This window comes from Rhizobium sp. PEPV16, from assembly GCF_008919455.1.
Classification (GTDB): Bacteria; Pseudomonadota; Alphaproteobacteria; order Rhizobiales; family Rhizobiaceae; genus Rhizobium; species Rhizobium leguminosarum_Q.
This window is the reverse complement of the sequence record NZ_VSZV01000338.1, coordinates 1-17,680: the sequence shown is the minus strand read 5'-3', so window position 1 is coordinate 17,680 and position 17,680 is coordinate 1. Positions and strand designations below refer to the sequence as shown.

General features: G+C 60.8%; 17 protein-coding genes and 1 other RNA gene. 10 read left to right on the top strand and 8 right to left on the bottom strand.

What is annotated here, in order from left to right:
• Together FY112_RS25335 and metF are read left to right on the top strand one after the other, a co-directional pair.
• Positions 1-729 (top strand): methyltransferase domain-containing protein (locus FY112_RS25335; RefSeq protein WP_246700740.1); only part of this gene is annotated, 729 nt, incomplete at its 5' end.
• A 1-nt stretch (position 730) separates the two neighbouring features.
• On the top strand, positions 731-1,636 hold the full coding sequence (metF, locus tag FY112_RS25330; RefSeq protein ID WP_017961325.1) for a methylenetetrahydrofolate reductase [NAD(P)H]: 906 nt from the start codon (positions 731-733) through the stop codon (positions 1,634-1,636).
• A 480-nt stretch (positions 1,637-2,116) separates the two neighbouring features.
• On the opposite strand, the gene FY112_RS25325 is transcribed toward metF, so the two are convergent.
• The 5 genes from FY112_RS25325 to FY112_RS25305 form a co-directional block, all read right to left on the bottom strand.
• Positions 2,117-3,022 carry a DMT family transporter gene (locus FY112_RS25325; protein WP_131623798.1) on the bottom strand — a complete coding sequence of 302 codons (906 nt, stop codon included), beginning with the start codon at positions 3,020-3,022 and terminating at the stop codon, positions 2,117-2,119.
• A gap of 122 nt (positions 3,023-3,144) precedes the next feature.
• Positions 3,145-4,362, bottom strand: a complete 1,218-nt coding sequence (locus tag FY112_RS25320; RefSeq protein ID WP_131623800.1) for a lytic murein transglycosylase — start codon at positions 4,360-4,362, stop codon at positions 3,145-3,147.
• Between the two features lie 81 nt (positions 4,363-4,443).
• Positions 4,444-5,241: a GH25 family lysozyme gene (locus tag FY112_RS25315; protein WP_131623802.1), complete on the bottom strand. Its 798-nt coding sequence runs from the start codon at positions 5,239-5,241 to the stop codon at positions 4,444-4,446.
• 125 nt (positions 5,242-5,366) lie between these two features.
• Positions 5,367-6,041, bottom strand: coding sequence for a class I SAM-dependent methyltransferase (locus FY112_RS25310; protein WP_131623804.1), 675 nt, complete (start codon positions 6,039-6,041; stop codon positions 5,367-5,369).
• Positions 6,038-7,282, bottom strand: coding sequence for a DUF3419 family protein (locus FY112_RS25305; protein WP_017961320.1), 1,245 nt, complete (start codon positions 7,280-7,282; stop codon positions 6,038-6,040). Before FY112_RS25305 ends, FY112_RS25310 begins: the two co-directional genes overlap by 4 nt.
• A 193-nt stretch (positions 7,283-7,475) precedes the next feature.
• Between FY112_RS25305 and FY112_RS25300 the strand changes: the two genes are divergently transcribed.
• Positions 7,476-8,900: a serine hydrolase gene (locus FY112_RS25300; protein ID WP_151519547.1), complete on the top strand. Its 1,425-nt coding sequence runs from the start codon at positions 7,476-7,478 to the stop codon at positions 8,898-8,900.
• Positions 8,901-8,946: 46 nt separating this feature from the next.
• Here the strand turns inward: FY112_RS25300 and FY112_RS25295 are convergent, their stop codons facing one another.
• The 3 genes from FY112_RS25295 to FY112_RS25285 all read right to left on the bottom strand — a co-directional run bounded on the left by FY112_RS25295 (position 8,947) and on the right by FY112_RS25285 (position 11,918).
• The gene (locus tag FY112_RS25295) at positions 8,947-9,888 is read right to left on the bottom strand and encodes a lytic transglycosylase domain-containing protein (RefSeq protein WP_151519546.1); all 942 of its coding nucleotides are present in this window, start codon (positions 9,886-9,888) and stop codon (positions 8,947-8,949) included.
• Positions 9,889-10,013: 125 nt separating this feature from the next.
• Entirely contained in the window at positions 10,014-10,649 is a 636-nt protein-coding gene (locus tag FY112_RS25290; protein ID WP_017961316.1) for a LysE family translocator, read from the bottom strand.
• A gap of 57 nt (positions 10,650-10,706) precedes the next feature.
• Entirely contained in the window at positions 10,707-11,918 is a 1,212-nt protein-coding gene (locus tag FY112_RS25285; RefSeq protein ID WP_020050848.1) for a pyrophosphate--fructose-6-phosphate 1-phosphotransferase, read from the bottom strand.
• A 411-nt stretch (positions 11,919-12,329) separates the two neighbouring features.
• Between FY112_RS25285 and FY112_RS25280 the strand changes: the two genes are divergently transcribed.
• The 7 genes from FY112_RS25280 to mraW form a co-directional block, all read left to right on the top strand.
• Positions 12,330-13,037, top strand: coding sequence for a DnaJ family molecular chaperone (locus tag FY112_RS25280; RefSeq protein WP_017961314.1), 708 nt, complete (start codon positions 12,330-12,332; stop codon positions 13,035-13,037).
• Positions 13,034-13,795, top strand: coding sequence for an N-acetylmuramoyl-L-alanine amidase (locus FY112_RS25275; protein ID WP_017961313.1), 762 nt, complete (start codon positions 13,034-13,036; stop codon positions 13,793-13,795). The genes FY112_RS25280 and FY112_RS25275 overlap by 4 nt, the downstream gene beginning before the upstream one ends.
• Before the next feature lie 262 nt (positions 13,796-14,057).
• Positions 14,058-14,678 carry a lytic transglycosylase domain-containing protein gene (locus FY112_RS25270; RefSeq protein WP_131628512.1) on the top strand — a complete coding sequence of 207 codons (621 nt, stop codon included), beginning with the start codon at positions 14,058-14,060 and terminating at the stop codon, positions 14,676-14,678.
• A gap of 81 nt (positions 14,679-14,759) precedes the next feature.
• Positions 14,760-15,935, top strand: a complete 1,176-nt coding sequence (locus FY112_RS25265; RefSeq protein WP_151519545.1) for an FAD-dependent oxidoreductase — start codon at positions 14,760-14,762, stop codon at positions 15,933-15,935.
• A 53-nt stretch (positions 15,936-15,988) separates the two neighbouring features.
• An RNA gene (rnpB, locus tag FY112_RS25260) (RNase P RNA component class A) lies at positions 15,989-16,386 on the top strand.
• A 415-nt stretch (positions 16,387-16,801) separates the two neighbouring features.
• Positions 16,802-17,239, top strand: coding sequence for a division/cell wall cluster transcriptional repressor MraZ (gene mraZ, locus FY112_RS25255; RefSeq protein ID WP_026158771.1), 438 nt, complete (start codon positions 16,802-16,804; stop codon positions 17,237-17,239).
• A 17-nt stretch (positions 17,240-17,256) separates the two neighbouring features.
• A partial coding sequence (mraW, locus tag FY112_RS25250) for a 16S rRNA (cytosine(1402)-N(4))-methyltransferase (RefSeq protein WP_151519544.1) occupies positions 17,257-17,680 on the top strand: 424 nt, incomplete at its 3' end.

Here is a 17,680-nt window from a genome sequence, read left to right as displayed (position 1 = left end):
CCGACCATCCTTCGCGACGGCGAGCGGCTTTCGCAGGTCAAGCGCCAGCGCGCCGAGCGGGCGCAGGCCTATTTCAGCCGCAATGCGGCTGAATGGGACGAGCTTCGCCGCCTGCATGCCGCCGACGAGGAAGTCGACGCCGCCGTCATCCGGCTGCTCGGCAACCAGCCGATCGATTCGCTGCTCGACCTCGGTACCGGCACCGGCCGCATCCTCGAACTCTTGTCCGGGCTCTACCGCCGCGCGACCGGCGTCGATGCCAGCCGCGACATGCTGAGCGTGGCCCGCGCCAATCTCGACAAGTCCCGCATCACCAAGGCCACCGTGCGCCACGCCGATATCCTGAACCTGCCTTTCGAGGGGCAGGATTTCGATCTGGTGACGATCCATCAGGTGCTGCATTTCTTCGATCAGCCAGAGATTGCGATCGCGGAAGCGGCGCGCATGCTCCGGCCGGCCGGCCGGCTCGTGGTCATCGACCTTGCGCCGCACACGCTCGAATATCTCCGCGACGAGCATGCACATGTCCGCCTCGGCTTTTCGCACCAGGCGATGTCCGATTGGTTGCGCAAGGCCGGGCTCGACGTCGAGCAGGTCGTCGATCTTCATCCGGGTCAGCAAAGCGGGCAGGGATTGACGGTCACCGTCTGGCTCGCGCGCGATCCGAGGCGCCTCATGGCTTCGCAGACAAGCGAAGGCGCCGAACCTACATTTGCCGGGAGGGTATGACATGGCTTTGAAAAACGAAGCACGCGGCCGCAACGACATTAGAGTCTCTTTCGAATTCTTCCCGCCTAAATCGGAGGAAATGGAAGGCCAGCTTTGGCACGCCGTTAGCCAGTTGCAGGACTGGGATCCGGATTTCGTTTCGGTGACCTATGGCGCCGGCGGCACCACCAAGGCGCCGACACTCTCCACCGTCACCCGCTTCCTTTCGCAGACGCCGCTTGCCACCGCTTCGCATCTCACTTGCGTTGGCGCGACGAAGGAGGAGACCCATCAGGTGGTCGACACCTTCCGCAAGGCCGGGGTGACGCATTTCGTTGCGCTGCGCGGCGATGCGCCCGGCGGCGCGGGCGCGCCCTACCAGCCACATCCCGGCGGTTATGCCAATGCTGCGGAGCTGGTGGCCGGCCTGAAGGAAATTGGCGATTTCGAGATTTCGGTTTCCGCCTATCCGGAAAAACACCCGGAAAGCCGTGATACGGCGGCCGATATAGACATGCTGAAGCGCAAGGCCGACAATGGCGCCGACCGGGCACTGACGCAGTTCTTCTTCGACAACGACAATTTCGAGCGCTACCTGGAGCGGGTGCGCGGCGCCGGCATCTCGATCCCCGTCGTGCCCGGTATCATGCCGATCCAGAACCTGACGCAGCTCAAGCGCTTCGCTGGAGCCTGCGGCACCATCATCCCCGCCTTCCTCGACGAGCGCTTTGCGGGCTTCGACGACAAGCCCGAGGAGCGGGCGAAGGTCGCAGCCGAAGTCGCCGCTGAACAGATCGAAGATCTCGTCCGGCGCGGCATCCATGATTTCCATCTCTATACGATGAACCGTGCTCCGCTGGTTTCCGCCGTGCTCGACAATCTCGGCTTCTCCCGCCGGCAAACAAAAAATGCTGGCGCAGCCGCCTGATCTTTGCGCGTCTGAAAGACGCGCGGCGCTGTAAAAGTGAAAAGCGCATGTCGGGCGGGACATGCGCTTTTTCGTTGGCGGATTGATCAGTTGTTCGGGAGTTTAGGCACTATCAGTCATTACACTTTCGTCGGCCAGCTCAGATGAAGAGCATGGACAAGACGAAAGCAAACGCTGCACTGACCAACAGAACATTCAAGGATTGCGTGAGTCCCATGTCTGTCTCCTCGCGTTAACCGGCCAATAATATGTCTGAAATATGTCGGTTGGGAAGCAGATCTTATGCTGCGCTGCAGAAGGGTTCAGTGGATAAGTCGAATAGCGTTTCGGCAAACATTTGAAATTATTTGTTAATTTGCAACAAATTTTTGTTCACAGATTTTAACATGCCGTTAAATCGGGCGATTGCGCATTTACCTATGCGCCCAAAACATGGCGGGATCGCAACCGGTTGAAAACATGTGGAATTCGCAACCGGTTTCAGGCGGCCTTGGCCAGCAGGCGATAGGCGCGGCCGTCGAGAATGACCAGGCCGAAACCGATTAGCGCCATGCCGGCGAACTCGCCAAGCGCCAGCCTTTCGCCAAGGAAGAGCACGCCGAGAAGGATAGCGCTCGGCGGCACCAGCAGGGTGACGAGCGAGGTATTGGTGGCGCCGGCCGCGGCCATGATCCGGAAATAGAGGATGTAGCCGAAGGCGGTCGACAGTAGCGCCAGTGCCAGAATGGCGAGCAAGGCATCGAGCGGCGGTGCTGCAAGCGCCCAGGGACGGTCGGCTAGCAGCGACAGCGGCAGCGCAATCAGCGAAGAGGCGGTCAACTGGCCGGCTGCGGTAACAGGGGCGGGAACATTCTTGAAGCGTTTTCCGTAAGTGGCGGCGAAACCATAGGAGATTGCGGCAAGCACGGGAAGAAGCAGCGCCCAGAGCGGGGCCTGGCCACCGGCCGAAATGCCGGGGCCGATCAGCACGATCGTTCCGGCCAGGCCGACGAGGCAGCCGGCGATCTTTGCCGGCGACAGCTTCTCGTCTGAGGTGAAGTAATTGGCGATCAGCACGGTCCAGATCGGCGTTGTCGCATTCAGGATCGCCGCCAGACCGGCGCCGATGCGGGTCTGGCCGAAGAAGATCAGCGCATGCGGCAGGGCATTGTTGATGAGGCCGAGGATCAGGAACTCACGCCAGCGGGCCTTGAGGATCGCATAGAAGTCGAAACGGCCGGCGATATAGATATGCAGCGCCAGCGCCGCGAGCAGCAGCCTGAAGAAAACGAGGGTCAGCGGCGGCACGTGGTGGACGGCAATACGGGCAAAGAAGAAGGAGCCGCCCCAGATCAGGCCGAGCAGGACCAGCAGAGCCCAGGTCCAGGCATTCATTCTGCTGTCCATGCCGATTCCTCCACCGCAAGCCGTTTTGCCGAAAACGGTTTTCGGTTTCATGCTTTAGCGCAGGTGGCGGATCGCGCCACCCGTTTCTTGCGAAGCGGGCGGCGGTAAAATGTCAGTGGGGATTAGAGGGCGTTGAGAAGGGCAGGCGTCGCCCAGCCGTCGGCCGGCATGCCGAGGCGCTTCTGTTCCTTCTGGATCGCGACTCGCGTGCCGGAGCCGAGGATGCCGTCGATCTCGCCGACATCATGGCCGAGCGACTGCAGCTTGGTCTGCAGCGCCTTCATCTGGTCGCTGGCAAGCCCCTGTTCCGGCACGCCCTTGAGGTACGGCTCGGCGCCCGAAAGGCGCGTTCCGAAATAGGCGGCCGAGGTCGTGTAGATGAACGACTTGTTCCATTCGAGATAGATCTTGAAATTGGGATAGGCGATGAAAGCCGGTCCCATGCGGCCCTGCGGCAGCACGAGGTCGCCTTCGAGATCGCCGAAAGCTGTATTGCCGTCGCGCGGCTTGACGCCGAGTGCGAACCATTCGGCGGCCTTCATCGTGCCGCCAAGACCGGATTTCTCGAAGGGCAGGTTATTGGGCAGGGTCACTTCCTGCAGCCAGGGCTGGCCGCGCTCGAAGCCGAGATGCTGGATGAATTTCGCTGCCGTCAGGATGGCGTCCGGGCTGCTCTGTTTCAGGCGGACATGGCCGTCACCGTCGCCATCCATGCCATAGGCAATGATGTCGCGCGGCAGCATCTGCACCTGGCCGATCTCGCCGGCCCAGGCGCCGGTATTGGTGGCGGGGTCGAGGTCGCCATGCTGGACCATCTCGATAAGGGCGATCAGCTGCGGACGGAAGAGCTCCGGGCGGCGGCAATCATGCGACAGCGTCACCAGGGCGTTGCGGGTGTTGAAATCGCCCTGGACGGCGCCGAAATCGGTTTCCATCGCCCAGAAGGCGGTGATGACGCCCGGGGGGACGCCGAACTCCTGCTCGGCGCGGGCAAAGACGTCGGCATATTGCTTCATCTTCTGCCGGCCGATGTCGAGGCGGGCCTGGCTGACGGTGCGCTGGGAGAATTCGAGGAAGGTTTGCTTGAAGACGCCTTGGGCGCGATCCCGGCTCAGGACCTTGGGGTCGATGTCGGCGCCGGCGAAGGCCTCGTCGGCGGCTGCCGCACTGGCGCCGGCTGCGACAGCATCTTTCTTCACGCCTTCGAGGAAGGCGGACAGATCGCCGCCGCAGGGCGCTGCCGGGACTGCGCCCGGCGCCTGCTGGGCGACCGCGCCGCCTGCGAGGGCGAGGGCAAACAGAAGGGCGAGTGCAGAGCGGCTTGCGAGCGAGCGGTGCATGGATGCGGTCCTTATATCAATCAGATTGCCGTCGCTTTCACAGACGAATGTGACGGAAGCAAGAAACATCGCAAGACGTTACTAAGAATTTCTATCCTTGGAAACGGCCGCGACCCAATTGTTCCAGTTCTTTGCGCTGCCGGCAAAGACGTTGATATCGGTCGGCCCACTGATACCGGGAATAACGCCGGTTGAGGTGTATTGCCAGAAGGCCCAGCGGCGGTCGGAGTAGGTCACCTCGGGGTGTTTTGCCACCGAACGGACCCAGAAATGATAATCCTGGAAGTAGCCGGCGAGATTTTCGCGGTGGAAATCGACCGAGGTGTAGATGATCGGGCGCTTGCCGTAATAGGCCTCCAGCCGATCCATGAAACGCTGCATTTCGGCGCGCACCGTTTCAGCGTCGGGACGGTAGCGGCAGGTCTTCGATTCGGCGTTCCATTCGACGTCGAGCACCGGTGGCAGGCGCATGGCCTGCTTCGGCACGTTGCGGATGAACCAGTCGGCCTGCTGATCGGCGGAGGAGCAGAAATAGTAGAAATGATAGGGAGCGTGCGGGATGCCGGCGGCGCCAGCCTCTCGCCAGTATTCGTCGAAGCGCGAATCGACCCTGTCCTTGCCTTCGGTGGCCTTGATGAAGGCGAAGGCGACGCCGGAATTCTTCACCGTGCCCCAGTCGATATCGCCCTGCCATTTGGAAATATCGATGCCGTGCACCGGATTCTGTTGCGGATGCTTCGCTCCGAAATTCTGGGGATCGGTGTCCTTGAAGCGCGTTTTCGGCTTGATCGAGGCCGTTTCGAGGTAGTCATAACCGGAGGAACTGCAGCCGGCCAAAAGGACGGCCAAGGGCAAAACGCAAAACAAAAGCCGGCGCATGGGCGTCCCGTCGTAGCTCGAATGATCTCTTTGCCCCACAACCTGACCTTCGAAAAAGACGAGTCAGCAGAGGATAACCCTCTTTTCACCATATCAACGTAAAAAATCGGTTAGTTTCAAGCGAATTATGAGCGCTTGCTGATAATAGCTGCCCGCCAGGCATAACCGCCGCCGACGGTATCGAACAACAATGTCGCGTTGTTTTCATGGGCTTGCGCTTCCAGGACCTCACGCAGATCGGGGCGCGGGGTGACGTGGAATTTCGCAAGCCAGGACTGCAGCATGCGCCGGAACCAGCCCGGCAAGCCTTCCTGCTGGCCGAAATCGACGATGTGTAGCTGGCCGCCGGGATTGAGGGCGGCGATCGATGCATCGACGGCGCGCTCCCAGTCCGGGATCATCGACAGGGCATAGGAAATCAGGATGCGATCGAAGCCGCTGACGCCGAATTCACGCGGTGTGAACGCCGTGGCGTCGGCGACGCGGAATTCCGGGATCGTCGCCTTGGTGGCAAAGGTCTTGTGCGCCGAAATCAGCATCTCCTGGGAAATGTCGAGGCCGAACAGCTTGGCGGTCGGGAAATGTCTGTGGGCGAAAGCCATGTTGCGCCCCGTGCCGCAGCCGACTTCAAGCAGCGTGCCGCCTTCGGGCACGTCGAGATTGAGGATCGTGCTGTCGCGGCCGAGAAGATAATATTTGCGGGTCAGGTCGTAGATATGGCGCTGGTAGCGGTACATGCCATCCATGAGGCTGGCATGTTCATCGCTCTGTCCTGCCGTCTCGGTGCCGACCTTGCTCACGCCTTCTTCCCGTAAATGTGGAAGCCGCCGTAGATTGCCGAGCGATCGAGCGCAGTCAGTTCACGCGACTTCTCTTCGAAGTAATCCCATTGGTCGCGGATCGCCGGAGCCAGGCGGCCTTCGATGATGCTTTTTTCGGCGGCGGTGCGGAAGATCACGCGGGCGCCTTCGCGCGCCGTGCGGGTGATTTCCGTCCAGACGTCGTTCAACTGCTCGTCCGTCATCCAGTCCTGTGCGTCGAGCAGGATGTAGCGGTCGCGTGAGGCGGCCGGCTCGCGGGCCAGAAGCTCGGTGAAGCTTGCGTGGTGAACGTTGACGCGATCGACATTGGCGCGGATTACTTGATAGTGCTCCGACTTCAGATAGGTCGGCAGCGGGCCTTCCTCTTCGGTGCCGTAGCGGCGGCCGAAGGCCTGCCAGGCAAAATAGTTGTCGCTCATCGGGAAATGACAAGCGAGCTTTTCCAAGCGGTGCTTCAGCACTGGCGCGATCGAATGATCGGCGGCAAGGCTTGCAAGTTCGTCATATTGCTGCGGCGGAATGCCGAGGCCGAAGAGCGAGCTCTTGCGGCCGGTGATCCAGCGCACGACCGGCTTTTCGAAGAGCGGCGCGATCTGCTCGTCGAAGAACTGGCGCTGCTCGCGGATCGAGCGGGTCTTGGTCATCTCGCGCAGCTTGACGCCATGCAGGCGGGCAAGAAGGTGGGCGGCGCCGATGAAGCGACCGAGCAGACCCGTTTCGTAAATGTTGCGGTCGAAGACTGTGACGCGGCGACGGCCGAACTTACGGCCGTTCCAGTAGCTGCGGGTCGCCTCATCGAGACGGGCGGCGAGATGCTGGTCGTAGGCGCGGCTGTTCGACTTCTCGTTCGGCATTGCCAGGAAGCGGACGAGATCGGCATGGCCGGGAAGGTGCTTGAAGGCGGCAAGCTTCAGGCGGTTCAGCGCGATGTGGTGCGGGTTGAGATCGACGACGTCGATCGAGGCCGGCGCTTTGGAGAGATAGGCGAGCATGTTGCAGCCGCCGGAGCCGATGGTAACGATGCGATGGTTTGGCTTGAGCTCCATCGCCTGCATGTCGAGATCCGGATCCTCCCAGATCTGCGGATAGACGAGGCCGGAGAAGAGAAGGCCGAAGAGACGCTCGGAAAAGCCATCCTTCGAAAAAGCCTTATGGCGGAGAAGGGCGTCTTTGAGTTTCCGGTTCTTGCGGAAGCCGGCATCCGGTGCAAATTCTGACATGAGTCTGTCACCTTTTTAGCGTTCAGGGCGTGTAGCGCGCCACTGCTACAGTTTGATGACGTGGGCTGTGGGCGCGCGCCGTTCGAAAACATCAAGCTCCTCGGAAAGTGATCGAGGCGACGGATCTTCTTCGCGCCGCCCCCTTTCCGGCAGACGGAATTCCTGCTTCTCTCCGGGCATTCGGAGGAATGCCATGCGATTTGTCCTGCGTGTCTTGAAGACGCTTGCTCTCCTTCTCGTTCTCTTCGTCGTTGCCGGCGCCGCCTGGTTGTTCGTCAGGCCGCCGGAGCTCCTGCGTGTCGGGGACGGCTATGCCGCCAAGATTGTCTGTTCCAACGTCTTCATCGCCGGGCGCAACGCCGAGGACGTGCTGGAGGACGATGTGCAGGCGCCGGGAAATCCGCTGCTGCGGCTTGTGCGCGTCAGTGTCGACCGTGACAATGGCCGAGTGACGGCTCGCTTCATGGGGCTGTTTGCATCGAGTTATGCGCTCTATCGCGGCGGGCTCGGCTGCACGAGTGTGCCGGATGGCGATTTCGAGGCGGCGGCGAATGCCGTGCCTTTCGACGCGCCGGCCAAGATGGAAACGAACCCTGCGTTATGGCCGCAGGGCGAGGGCGTCGGCGATCCCGACACGAAGGTTGCCGCTGTGCTGGCCGATGCCGGGCTTGCCGGCCCGGCCATGCGGGCGGTCGTGGTGGTGCGGGATGGTCGCATCGTCGCGGAAGCCTATGCCCCCGGATTCTCGGCGAAGACGCCGCTGATCGGCTGGTCGATGACGAAGACTCTGAATGCGGCGATCCTCGGTCGCCTGATGCTCGACGGCAAGATCTCCTTCGACGACGATCATCTGCTGGCGCAGTGGAAGCACGATGCGCGCGCCAAAATAAAGGTTTCCGACCTGCTTGGCATGGAAAGCGGCCTTGCCTTCAACGAGAATTATGGCGATGTCGCCGACGTAACGCGCATGCTCTATCTCGATCCCGACATGGTATCGCTGCCAGCCAATGCGCCGATGGAGGCAGCACCCGGCCAGCGCTTCCGCTATTCGAGCGGCACGGCCGTGCTGCTCTCGCGCATCTGGATGGACAGGGTCGGCAATGCTCAGGCGGCTTTTTCTTATCCGCACGAGGCGTTGTTTGCCCCGCTCGGCATGACGAGCGCCGTGTTCGAACTCGATGCGCGCGGCACGTTCGCCGGAAGCTCCTATCTTTATGCGACTGCACATGACTGGGCGCGCTTCGGGCAGTTTCTGCTGCAGGATGGCGTGTGGAACGGCCAGCGCCTATTGCCGGAGGGTTTTGTCGGCGCCATGCGCACCCCGACGGCTGCTTCGAACGGCCGGTACACTCAGGGCCAGGCCTGGCTCGCCCCCGGCGGCGGCTCGAGCGCCGCGTTTGGGCTGCCGGAGGATACGTTCTGGCTGACGGGGCATGACGGGCAGAGCATGGCGATCGTGCCGTCCGCCAATCTGGTCGTCGTCCGGCTCGGACTGACGCCGAGTTGGTTCGGCTACCAGCCGCGGACGATGCTGAAGGCGATCCTGGCGGCCCTGCCGCAATCGGGGGCGCCGGAACAGCAGGCCGGATCGCAACGGCAAGCCCAGCCGCAGCCATAGGCTTCGAGCGCCGCTCCAGTCATCTCTTTTCAGTAATTGCCGGGTTTCAGTAGTTACCGTGGGCGATGTCGGTCATGCCCTTGCGCTTAGCGTCGTAATAATAGCCGCGGGCGTAGAGGCGAACGGCATCGTCTTCCTTGCTGTCGGAGACGAGCCAAGCGCCGCGCAGATATTTCGCGGCATATTTGATGTTGGTTTCGGCATCGAAGAGGCCGCCCGGGGCACCGTCATAGCCCATCGACTTGGCGGTGTTGTACTTGATCTGCATGAGGCCGAAATAACCGCGCTTGTTGTAAGCCTTCGCATTGTAGCGGCTCTCGCGGTGGACGACGCGATGGAGCAGCGTCTCGGGAATTTCGTAGATTTTCGAATATTTCTGAATGAGCTTGGTGACAAAGCTCTTCTCGACCGTTGGCGCATCGTCTTTGTCGTCGTCGCTGAACATCGGGGGGGCGGTCGGCGGATCGATCGGCCCGGATTCGTCGAAACCGTAATCCATGCTGGCACGCGGCGTGGTGTCGACTGCGGCAAGTGCTGCAAGCGCGCTGTTTTGCGGTGTCGCGGCAAAGGCAAGCTGCGTCGTCGGCTGTGCCGGCGTTCCCGGACGCGGCGTCGGTACCACGGACTGAATCGCCGTCATCTCGGGCGTCAGCGGGATCTGCGCATAGGCTGCCGGCTGCATGCCTGCCTGTATGGTAAGATCGCCAGGCTGAGAGGTCGTCACGACCGGCATCGCCGTTGCGGTCAGGGAGGGGGATGTCTGTGGAATGGTGGCGCCTGCAACCGACTGACCGGCTGTGCCTTCGGCTGTCGGGATCGCGGCGAGTGTTGCATCTTCGCCGGGTTTCGGCATCGGCACGACGGTCTGGGCGGCTGTCAGTTCGGCCTGGGACGTGTATTCGACGCTCGTACATCCCGTCATCACGCCGCAGAGTATCGTCGAGACGACAAGACTGCGTTTCAGGCCGGATAATCCGATCGCTACCATTCCGCCACTTTCGTGAAATCGCGCCGCCCCGGCAGCGTATAAAAGTTACCAAAAGCCTTAAGCCTTGGTGACCCCATTAACCTATTCGTGACATTCCGGCAACCACGGAATATTTCGGAATATTTCTACGCTGCAATACGGCGATACCCGGCCGTTACGGCGCCTGCAGCGATCAGCAGAGTGCCTCCGGTTCGGTTTACGGCGCGCTGGATGCTCGCCTTGCGAATCAGGCCGCGCGCGCTATGGGCGAGAAAGGCATAGGTGGAAGCGTTGAGGATTGCGAGCACGAGGAAGGTGGCTTCCATGATCGCCATCTGCCCGAGGAAGGGCAGGGCCGGATTGAGGAACTGCGGCACGAAGGCGACGAAGAAGATGATGCTCTTCGGATTGAGGGCGGTGACGACATAGGCGTGGAGGAAAATCTTGAGCGACTTCTCCTCCGGCAGGTTGTCGTTGTCGGCAATCGGTTCGCCGATGATGGGAGCCCGCCAGAGCTTGATTCCCAGCCAGATCAGGTAGGCGCCACCGATCCATTTCAAGACGGTGAAGAGGGTCGCGGAGGCGGCCAGGACGGCGCCGAGACCGAAGAGAGAGGCCGTCATCGCCGTGAAGTCACCAAGCGCCACGCCGCCCACCGTCGCGAACGCCGTCCGGCGCCCATGACCGAGCGCATAGGAAACGACGAGCAGTATCGTCGGCCCCGGTATGGCCAGCATGATGGCGGATGCGGCCGCAAAAGCGAGCCAAGCTTCAAGTGACATGGTGTCTCCTCCTATTCCTCGGGAACAAGCAAAGACATCATATTAACCATCCGTCAATCACGCTTCTTTGTATTTCTGGCCTATATTGTCCATGACTTCGGCAAACCATGCCGTCGAAAGGTCAAAAGCCTTGCCGCCCTTGATGCGCGGGAATTCTATAGTGCGCAATTTACCGTTCTGGCCTTCATCATGGCCGGTGACGCCGGAGACTTTATTGAGCGCGCTTTCGACGGCGAGATCGACCATGCTCTGGATCAGTCTGAGGTCATCGCCGTTGGCCGGCGCCGAGCGGGCGAAATAACCTGATTTCTGCACCAGGGAACGCTCGGCGTCGAGCAGATTGGCGAACTGCTTCTGGAACCAGGCGCCGACATTGATCGTGTCGATTTTCACATGGCCGAAAGCATCGCGCTTGACGGTCTCGCCGGCGGCTTCGCGCTCGGCGACGATGGCGTCGAGGCAGGCGCCTTCCGAGACGAAGACCGTGGCGTGGCCGTTGCGGTCCATGCTTTCCTTCAGCCGGGCGGCCTCGGCGTCGAGGTCGAAGGCCATCTCAGGCAGGTAGACGGCGTCGATACTCTTCAGGTGCGCGTCCATCATCAGGCCGTCGACATACTGGTTGCGGCTGGTGCGCTGCAGATAGGCGCGGGCGGTGGCGGCCGTCAGCCAACCGCAATGGCGGCCCATGACTTCATGGATGACGAGGGTGCGGGGGGCGGCGGTCTGCTCGTTGCCGACATTGTCGAAGAAATGCGCGCCGACTTCGGCGGCCGTCCAGGCGCCGAGCGACTGGCGGATCGGCACGACGTCGTTGTCGACAGTCTTCGGCAGGCCGACGACGGTGAGATCGTAGCCGTTGGCGGCGAGGTAGGCGGCAAGGTCGGCGGCCGTGGTGTTGGTGTCGTCGCCGCCGATCGTGTGGAGAATGGTGATGCCGTCATTGGCGAGGCGTTCGGCGGCGACCCGCAGCGGATTCTCGCCTTCCTTGACCAGGCCGCGCTTGACGCAGTCGGCGGCATTGGTGAGCTTGACGCGGCTGTTTCCGATCGGCGAGCCACCGTAGCGGTGCAGCAGCGGCGCCTTTTCGCGCATCGCGCGGCTGATCTCGATGCTGTCGCCGAGGAGCACACCCTGGTAGCCCGACTTGTAAGCGACGATTTCGAGCTCGGGCGCGACGTCGCTATAGCGCTCGATAAGGCCGCCGACGGCGGACGAAAGACAGGGCGCCAGGCCTCCGGCGGTCAGCATTGCGACTTTCTGTTTGGCCATGATCCCTCCTACGGTGTTTCGGTGCGGCAGCGTTAGCTAGCGCATGGATGCGGCAGGGAAAGGGCCCTGTAAAGTAAAGAATTTACGAAAAATGCGCGTTTCTGCCGTGTTGGACCGCAAAGGCGAGGCGAAGTGCTGATATAATCGTTTCAATCCGGTCTGCTTGTCGGGAACTGCCCGTGGAAATTTCCGCCGCGCGTTCCGGAATCCACGTGCCCTGGCAATGCCGGCGACCGCCGTCCATGCCCTCACGCGAGATGAAAGCGGGCGTGATGAATCGTTTGTTGCGGTGCGACAATTACCAAATCGTGAAAACTGTGTTCGGCCCTACGACGAATAGTCGCCTTGCAAAGGCTGCGATTCTTTGGTCAAGCTGTTTCTCTATAAGTTGACAAGTGTGTGAGATTTTCGATGTCCTTCTGGGAAAAACTGTTGAATGCCATTGGCAATACTGCAGGCAATGCGCTGTCTGCGGTGGTCGAGGCTATCCGCACGGTTTTTGAAGGCGATCCCGAGACCCGGCGTAAGGTGGCTTTCTCGGTGGCGATCATCGCGCTGTCGGCCAAGATGGCCAAGGCTGACGGCATCGTCAGCGAGAAGGAGGTCGAAGCCTTTCGCGAAATCTTCGAGTTTCCGCAGGATCAGGCGAAGAATGTCGCCAGGCTCTACAATCTCGCGCGCCAGGACGTCGCCGGCTACGAAGCCTATGCCGAACGGCTCTCCACGCTCTGCGTAACCTGTGCGGCCAATTGCCCGGTGCTGGAAGACGTGCTCGACGGCCTCTTCCACATCGCCAAGGCCGACGGGCTGATCCATGAGAAGGAACTGAATTTCCTGCGCCATATCGGCGAGATCTTCCAGATGAGCGAGATCCGCTTCGAGCAGATTGCCGCCCGCCACGTCTCGTCCGGCGGCGATCCCTACAAGGTACTCGGCGTCTCGCCTTCCGATGATTTCCCGACCATCCGCCGCCGTTACCACGGCCTCGTCAGCGAACATCATCCCGACCGGCTGATTTCGCGCGGCGTGCCGAAGGAATTCCATGTGATCGCCAATGAGCGCATGGCGGCGCTGAACGCGGCCTATGAGGCGATCGAGAAGGAACGCCGCGCCGCATGACCTCTTTCGAGGCCGACTGCAGAAGCGCCCGCGTGCAGCCGTCGCCGAACCATGGCGAACGGGCGGACGGGCGCCGTCCCGATATGATCCTGCTGCACTATACCGGCATGCCGACGGCAGATGGTGCGCTCGACTGGCTCTGTCGCGCCGAAAGCCAGGTTTCCAGCCATTATTTCGTGCATGAGAACGGCGAGGTCGTGCAGCTCGTGCCGGAAGTGCGGCGTGCCTGGCATGCGGGAAAAAGCAGCTGGCACGGCGAGACCGATATCAATTCGCTGTCGATCGGCATCGAGATCGCCAATGCCGGCCATCCGGGCGGGCTTCCTGATTATCCGAAAGAGCAGATCGCCGCGGTGATCGAATTGTGTCGCGACTGTGTCAAACGTTGGTCGATCGCACCTGAACGGGTCCTCGGGCATTCCGATGTCGCTCCGATCCGCAAGGTCGATCCGGGCGAGAAATTCCCCTGGGCCGCGCTCCACCAAGCGGGCATTGGGCACTGGGTCGAGCCGGCAACGATCACCGGTGGGCGCTTCTTCCAACGCGGCGATACCGGTCAACCTGTGGAAGCGCTGCAATCGATGCTGTCGCTCTATGGTTACAGCACTGAAATCACAGGTGAATTCTCCGAAAAAACGGCGGGCGACGTCGAAGCTTTCCAGCGCCATTTTCGGCCCGAACGGATAGATGGCATCGCCGATTTCTCGACGATCGACACATTGCACCGGCTGCTGTCGGCTTTGCCGCGTTATTCCTGATTCCTCGACAATTGCTGAAACGCCGAATTTCGCACTGCAGCGTGAAATTCGGCCTGCCACATCATTTCCCTATTATCTCCTCATTGCGATGGTCTAAGAACGTCCGCCAAGCGGTGCTCGGGGTTGTTTTCGAGTTAAACCACGGGCGTTATGTGAAACGATAAGAATTACCGTGAATCCCGATCGATCCTTGATCTGGTATTCATTATGACGGCGAGGCGCGCAGTCCGGAAATTCTTTGGGTCGGAGTGTTCAAGACTACATGAGAAAACTGATTGTTGTTGCTGCAACATGCGTTGGCATGGTGCTGGCGGGAAATAGCTTTGCCTTTGCGAATGATTGGGGCGTGCGAGCCGATGCGCCGGTGAAGAAAGTCGAGCGTCCTTCGAAGAAGACAGAGCGTCCGTTGAAGAAAGCGGACCGTTCGGTCAAGCCGGTGAAGCGTCCGCTCAAGACGGCGGAACGCCCGCTGAAGACGGTCGAGCGCCAGAGCGGTTATCCCGTCGCCGATGTTTCCGGCAATTCCTATTCCGCACTGATCAGCAAATATGCGAGCCAATATGATGTACCGGTTGCGCTTGCGACCGCGGTCATCCGCATCGAAAGCAATTTCAATCCGAATGCGCGCGGCAGCCACGGTGAAATCGGCCTGATGCAGATAAAGCCTGCAACCGCCCGCATGATGGGCTATTCCGGCAGCGCCAAGGGCCTGTTCGATCCGGAAACCAACATCAAGTACGGCATGAAATATCTGGCTGCCGCCCATGATCTCGGTGGTGGCGAGACCTGTAACACAATCCTCAAATACAATGCCGGCCATGGCGCCACGCGCATGAACCCGGTGTCCAAGTCCTATTGCGGCAAGGTCCTGGCAATGCTCTGAGCCTGAAGCGCTTATCCCTGACAAGGGTTGGATGATTCAAGACGATTGCCATGGTATCGCTGGAATTTAGCGAGGTGCGATATGGCAGTCGATTTCAGGTTTATCGTTATCGGCCGCGGCATGATGGGTGCCGCGGCCGCAAAATATCTAGCACGCCAGACGGATGGCGTCGCCGTCATCGGCCCGGACGAGCCTGATGATCGCAAGGCGCATCAGGGCGTCTTCGCCAGTCATTACGACGAGGGGCGTATCACTCGTACCATCGATCCCGACCGCAATTGGGCGCTGCTCGCCAACCGTTCGATCAGCCGTTATGGCGAGATCGCCCGCGACAGCGGCATCGATTTCTATCGCGAGGTCGGCTGCGTCGTCGTCGCGCCGACCGGGGGCGATTATCTCGAGAAAACCCGACAGGCCGCCATTTCGCTCGGCGTCGAGACCAGCCTGCTCGACGAGCAGGGGCTGAAAGCCGCCTTTCCCTTCTTCGCCTTTCCCGATGGGGGCGCGGGCGTCTTCGAGGCGAGGGGGGCCGGCCACATCAGTCCGCGCAAGCTTGTGAAAGCCCAATCGTTGCTGGCGGAAAAGGCTGGTGCGGCCGTCATCCGCGATCATGTCGTTTCGATCCGCAGCGAAGGTGGGTCGGCTGTCGTCGAGACATCAGGTGGCCTGACCCATCGTACTGAAAAGGTGCTGCTGGCAGCTGGCGGATTTTCCATTGCGGAGAATCTGTTGCCGCAACCTGTTGCTATGACGGTTTATGCCCGGACCGTGACGCTTTTCGAGGTAAGCGAGGCCGACGCGGCGCGCCTGGCCACGATGCCGTCGCTCATTCTCCGGGCGCCCGGCATCGATATCTATCTGCTGCCGCCGATCCGGTATCCCGACGGCAAATTCTACCTGAAGATCGGCGGCGATCCTGACGATCTGGCGCTCAGCGACGATACGGAAATGCGCGCCTGGTTCAAGACCGAGGGGCGCGATACGGTGCACGCGCATCTCAAACGCATCGTGGACGGTCTCGTGCCCGATATGGTGCCGCTTTCAATTTCGACGGCCGCCTGCGTCGTGTCGCATACGGAAAGCGGCTATCCGATGATTGGCTATAGCTCATCGCCCGAGATCGCGGTGCTGACGGGCTGCGCCGGCACCTCGGCCAAGAGCTCGGACGAAATCGGTCGGCTTGGGGCCGAGCTGCTTTTGTCAGGCGGAATCAGCGAACAGGGCTATTCCACGGATTTCACACCGCAATTTCGGTAAGTAAATTTTGATTTCGATAGCAATTGCGATCTCTCTCGTTTATGGGAGCCCTGCCAGTTGGCTGGGCAGCCGCGCTTTACCAATGCCGAAAGGCGGTAGGGTGAGGAAAGTCCGGGCTCCACGGAAACACGGTGCCGGATAACGTCCGGCGAGGGCGACCTCAGGGAAAGTGCCACAGAAAGCAAACCGCCTGTCATGACAGGTAAGGGTGAAAGGGTGGGGTAAGAGCCCACCGCATCTCCGGCAACGGAAATGGCACGGTAAACCCCACCGGGAGCAAGACCGAATAGGGATGACGCGGTAGGCCGAAAGGCCTTCCGGCTGGTTTCCAGGCCAGTCATCCGGGTGGGTTGCGTGAGGCAGCGTGCGAACGCTGTCCCAGAGGAATGGCTGCCACGTTCCGGTTCACGCCGGAGCTATACAGAACCCGGCTTACAGGCCAACTGGCGATTATCATCTTAACGGCGCAGTAGCCGGATTTTCAGCGTAAGTCGCTGAAACCGGCTGTTTTCAAGCAGATGTTTATGCATCCATCGGATGGATTTTTCCTGCATTAATACCAATGCGTGTTATTTGTAGGATGACGCCGCTAACCCTTTGTTAAACTTAACGGCTTATAAATTTTTGATCATGCGTCTATTGCAAAACGGGCGTATCCCATTGACGCCCATATGGTCCCATGCTATCCCAAATGCGCACTGCACCAGGGCAATTATCTGCCCATTTATCGCAAAGCAAAGGCGTCTTCCTCTCCGGAAGCGTCGGAGGGGTTTTTGCTCATCCGGCTTGCGAAGCTGTGCCTGATATCGGGAGTTTCGGGCGTCTTTTGGTCGTCCGGATCCCTGCGGGAACGGATGTTTCGTGTCATGAGCCGCTTCCTTTCGAATGCGACCAACAGGATCGACGCCAAGGGCCGGGTTTCCGTGCCTTCGGCTTTCCGTTCCGTGCTGGCGCAGCGCAACGTCCAGGAGCTTTACTGCTTCCAGGACTTTGTGTTTCCGGCGATCAGCATCGGCGGTCCGGATCTTCTCGAAAGATTCGAACGGCAGATTGCTGCGGAGGATCCGTTTTCGCCGGATGCGAACGAGATGTCGCTTCTTATTCATGGAGGCGGGGTCTTCATGAAGCTCGACGCCGAGGGGCGGCTGATGATCACGGATTTCATTCGTGGCTTCACCGGCATCTCGGACGAAGTGACCTTCGTCGGTCGGGCGGATCATTTTCAGCTCTGGCAGCCGCAGGCTTTTGTGGCCGCACAGGCGCAGGCACGAGGGGAGCGCAAGCTGGCGGGCAAGCGTTCCTGAAACAACGAGGGAACGGAATGGTGGCGAATCCTGGCGGAGGTTCAACTGATGCCGGCGGCGGACCGGTTCGTCACATTCCTGTTCTTCTCGACGAAGTCCTCGCGGCATTGGCGCCCGCGCCCGGCAAACTCATCCTCGACGGTACGTTCGGCGCGGGCGGTTACAGCTTGGCCATCCTTGCGGCCGGCGCCGAGGTGATTGCGCTCGACCGCGATCCGACGGCGATTGCGGTCGGCCAAGCGATGGTTGCCGCCCATGGCGGTCGTCTCAGGCTCGTTCATTCGCAATTCTCGCATCTTGCCGATCATGCGCCGCAAGGCGGGCTCGACGGCGTCGTGCTCGATATCGGCGTCTCCTCCATGCAGATCGACGAGGCCGAACGTGGCTTCTCCTTCCAAAAGAACGGGCCGCTCGATATGCGCATGTCGGCCGAAGGCGTTT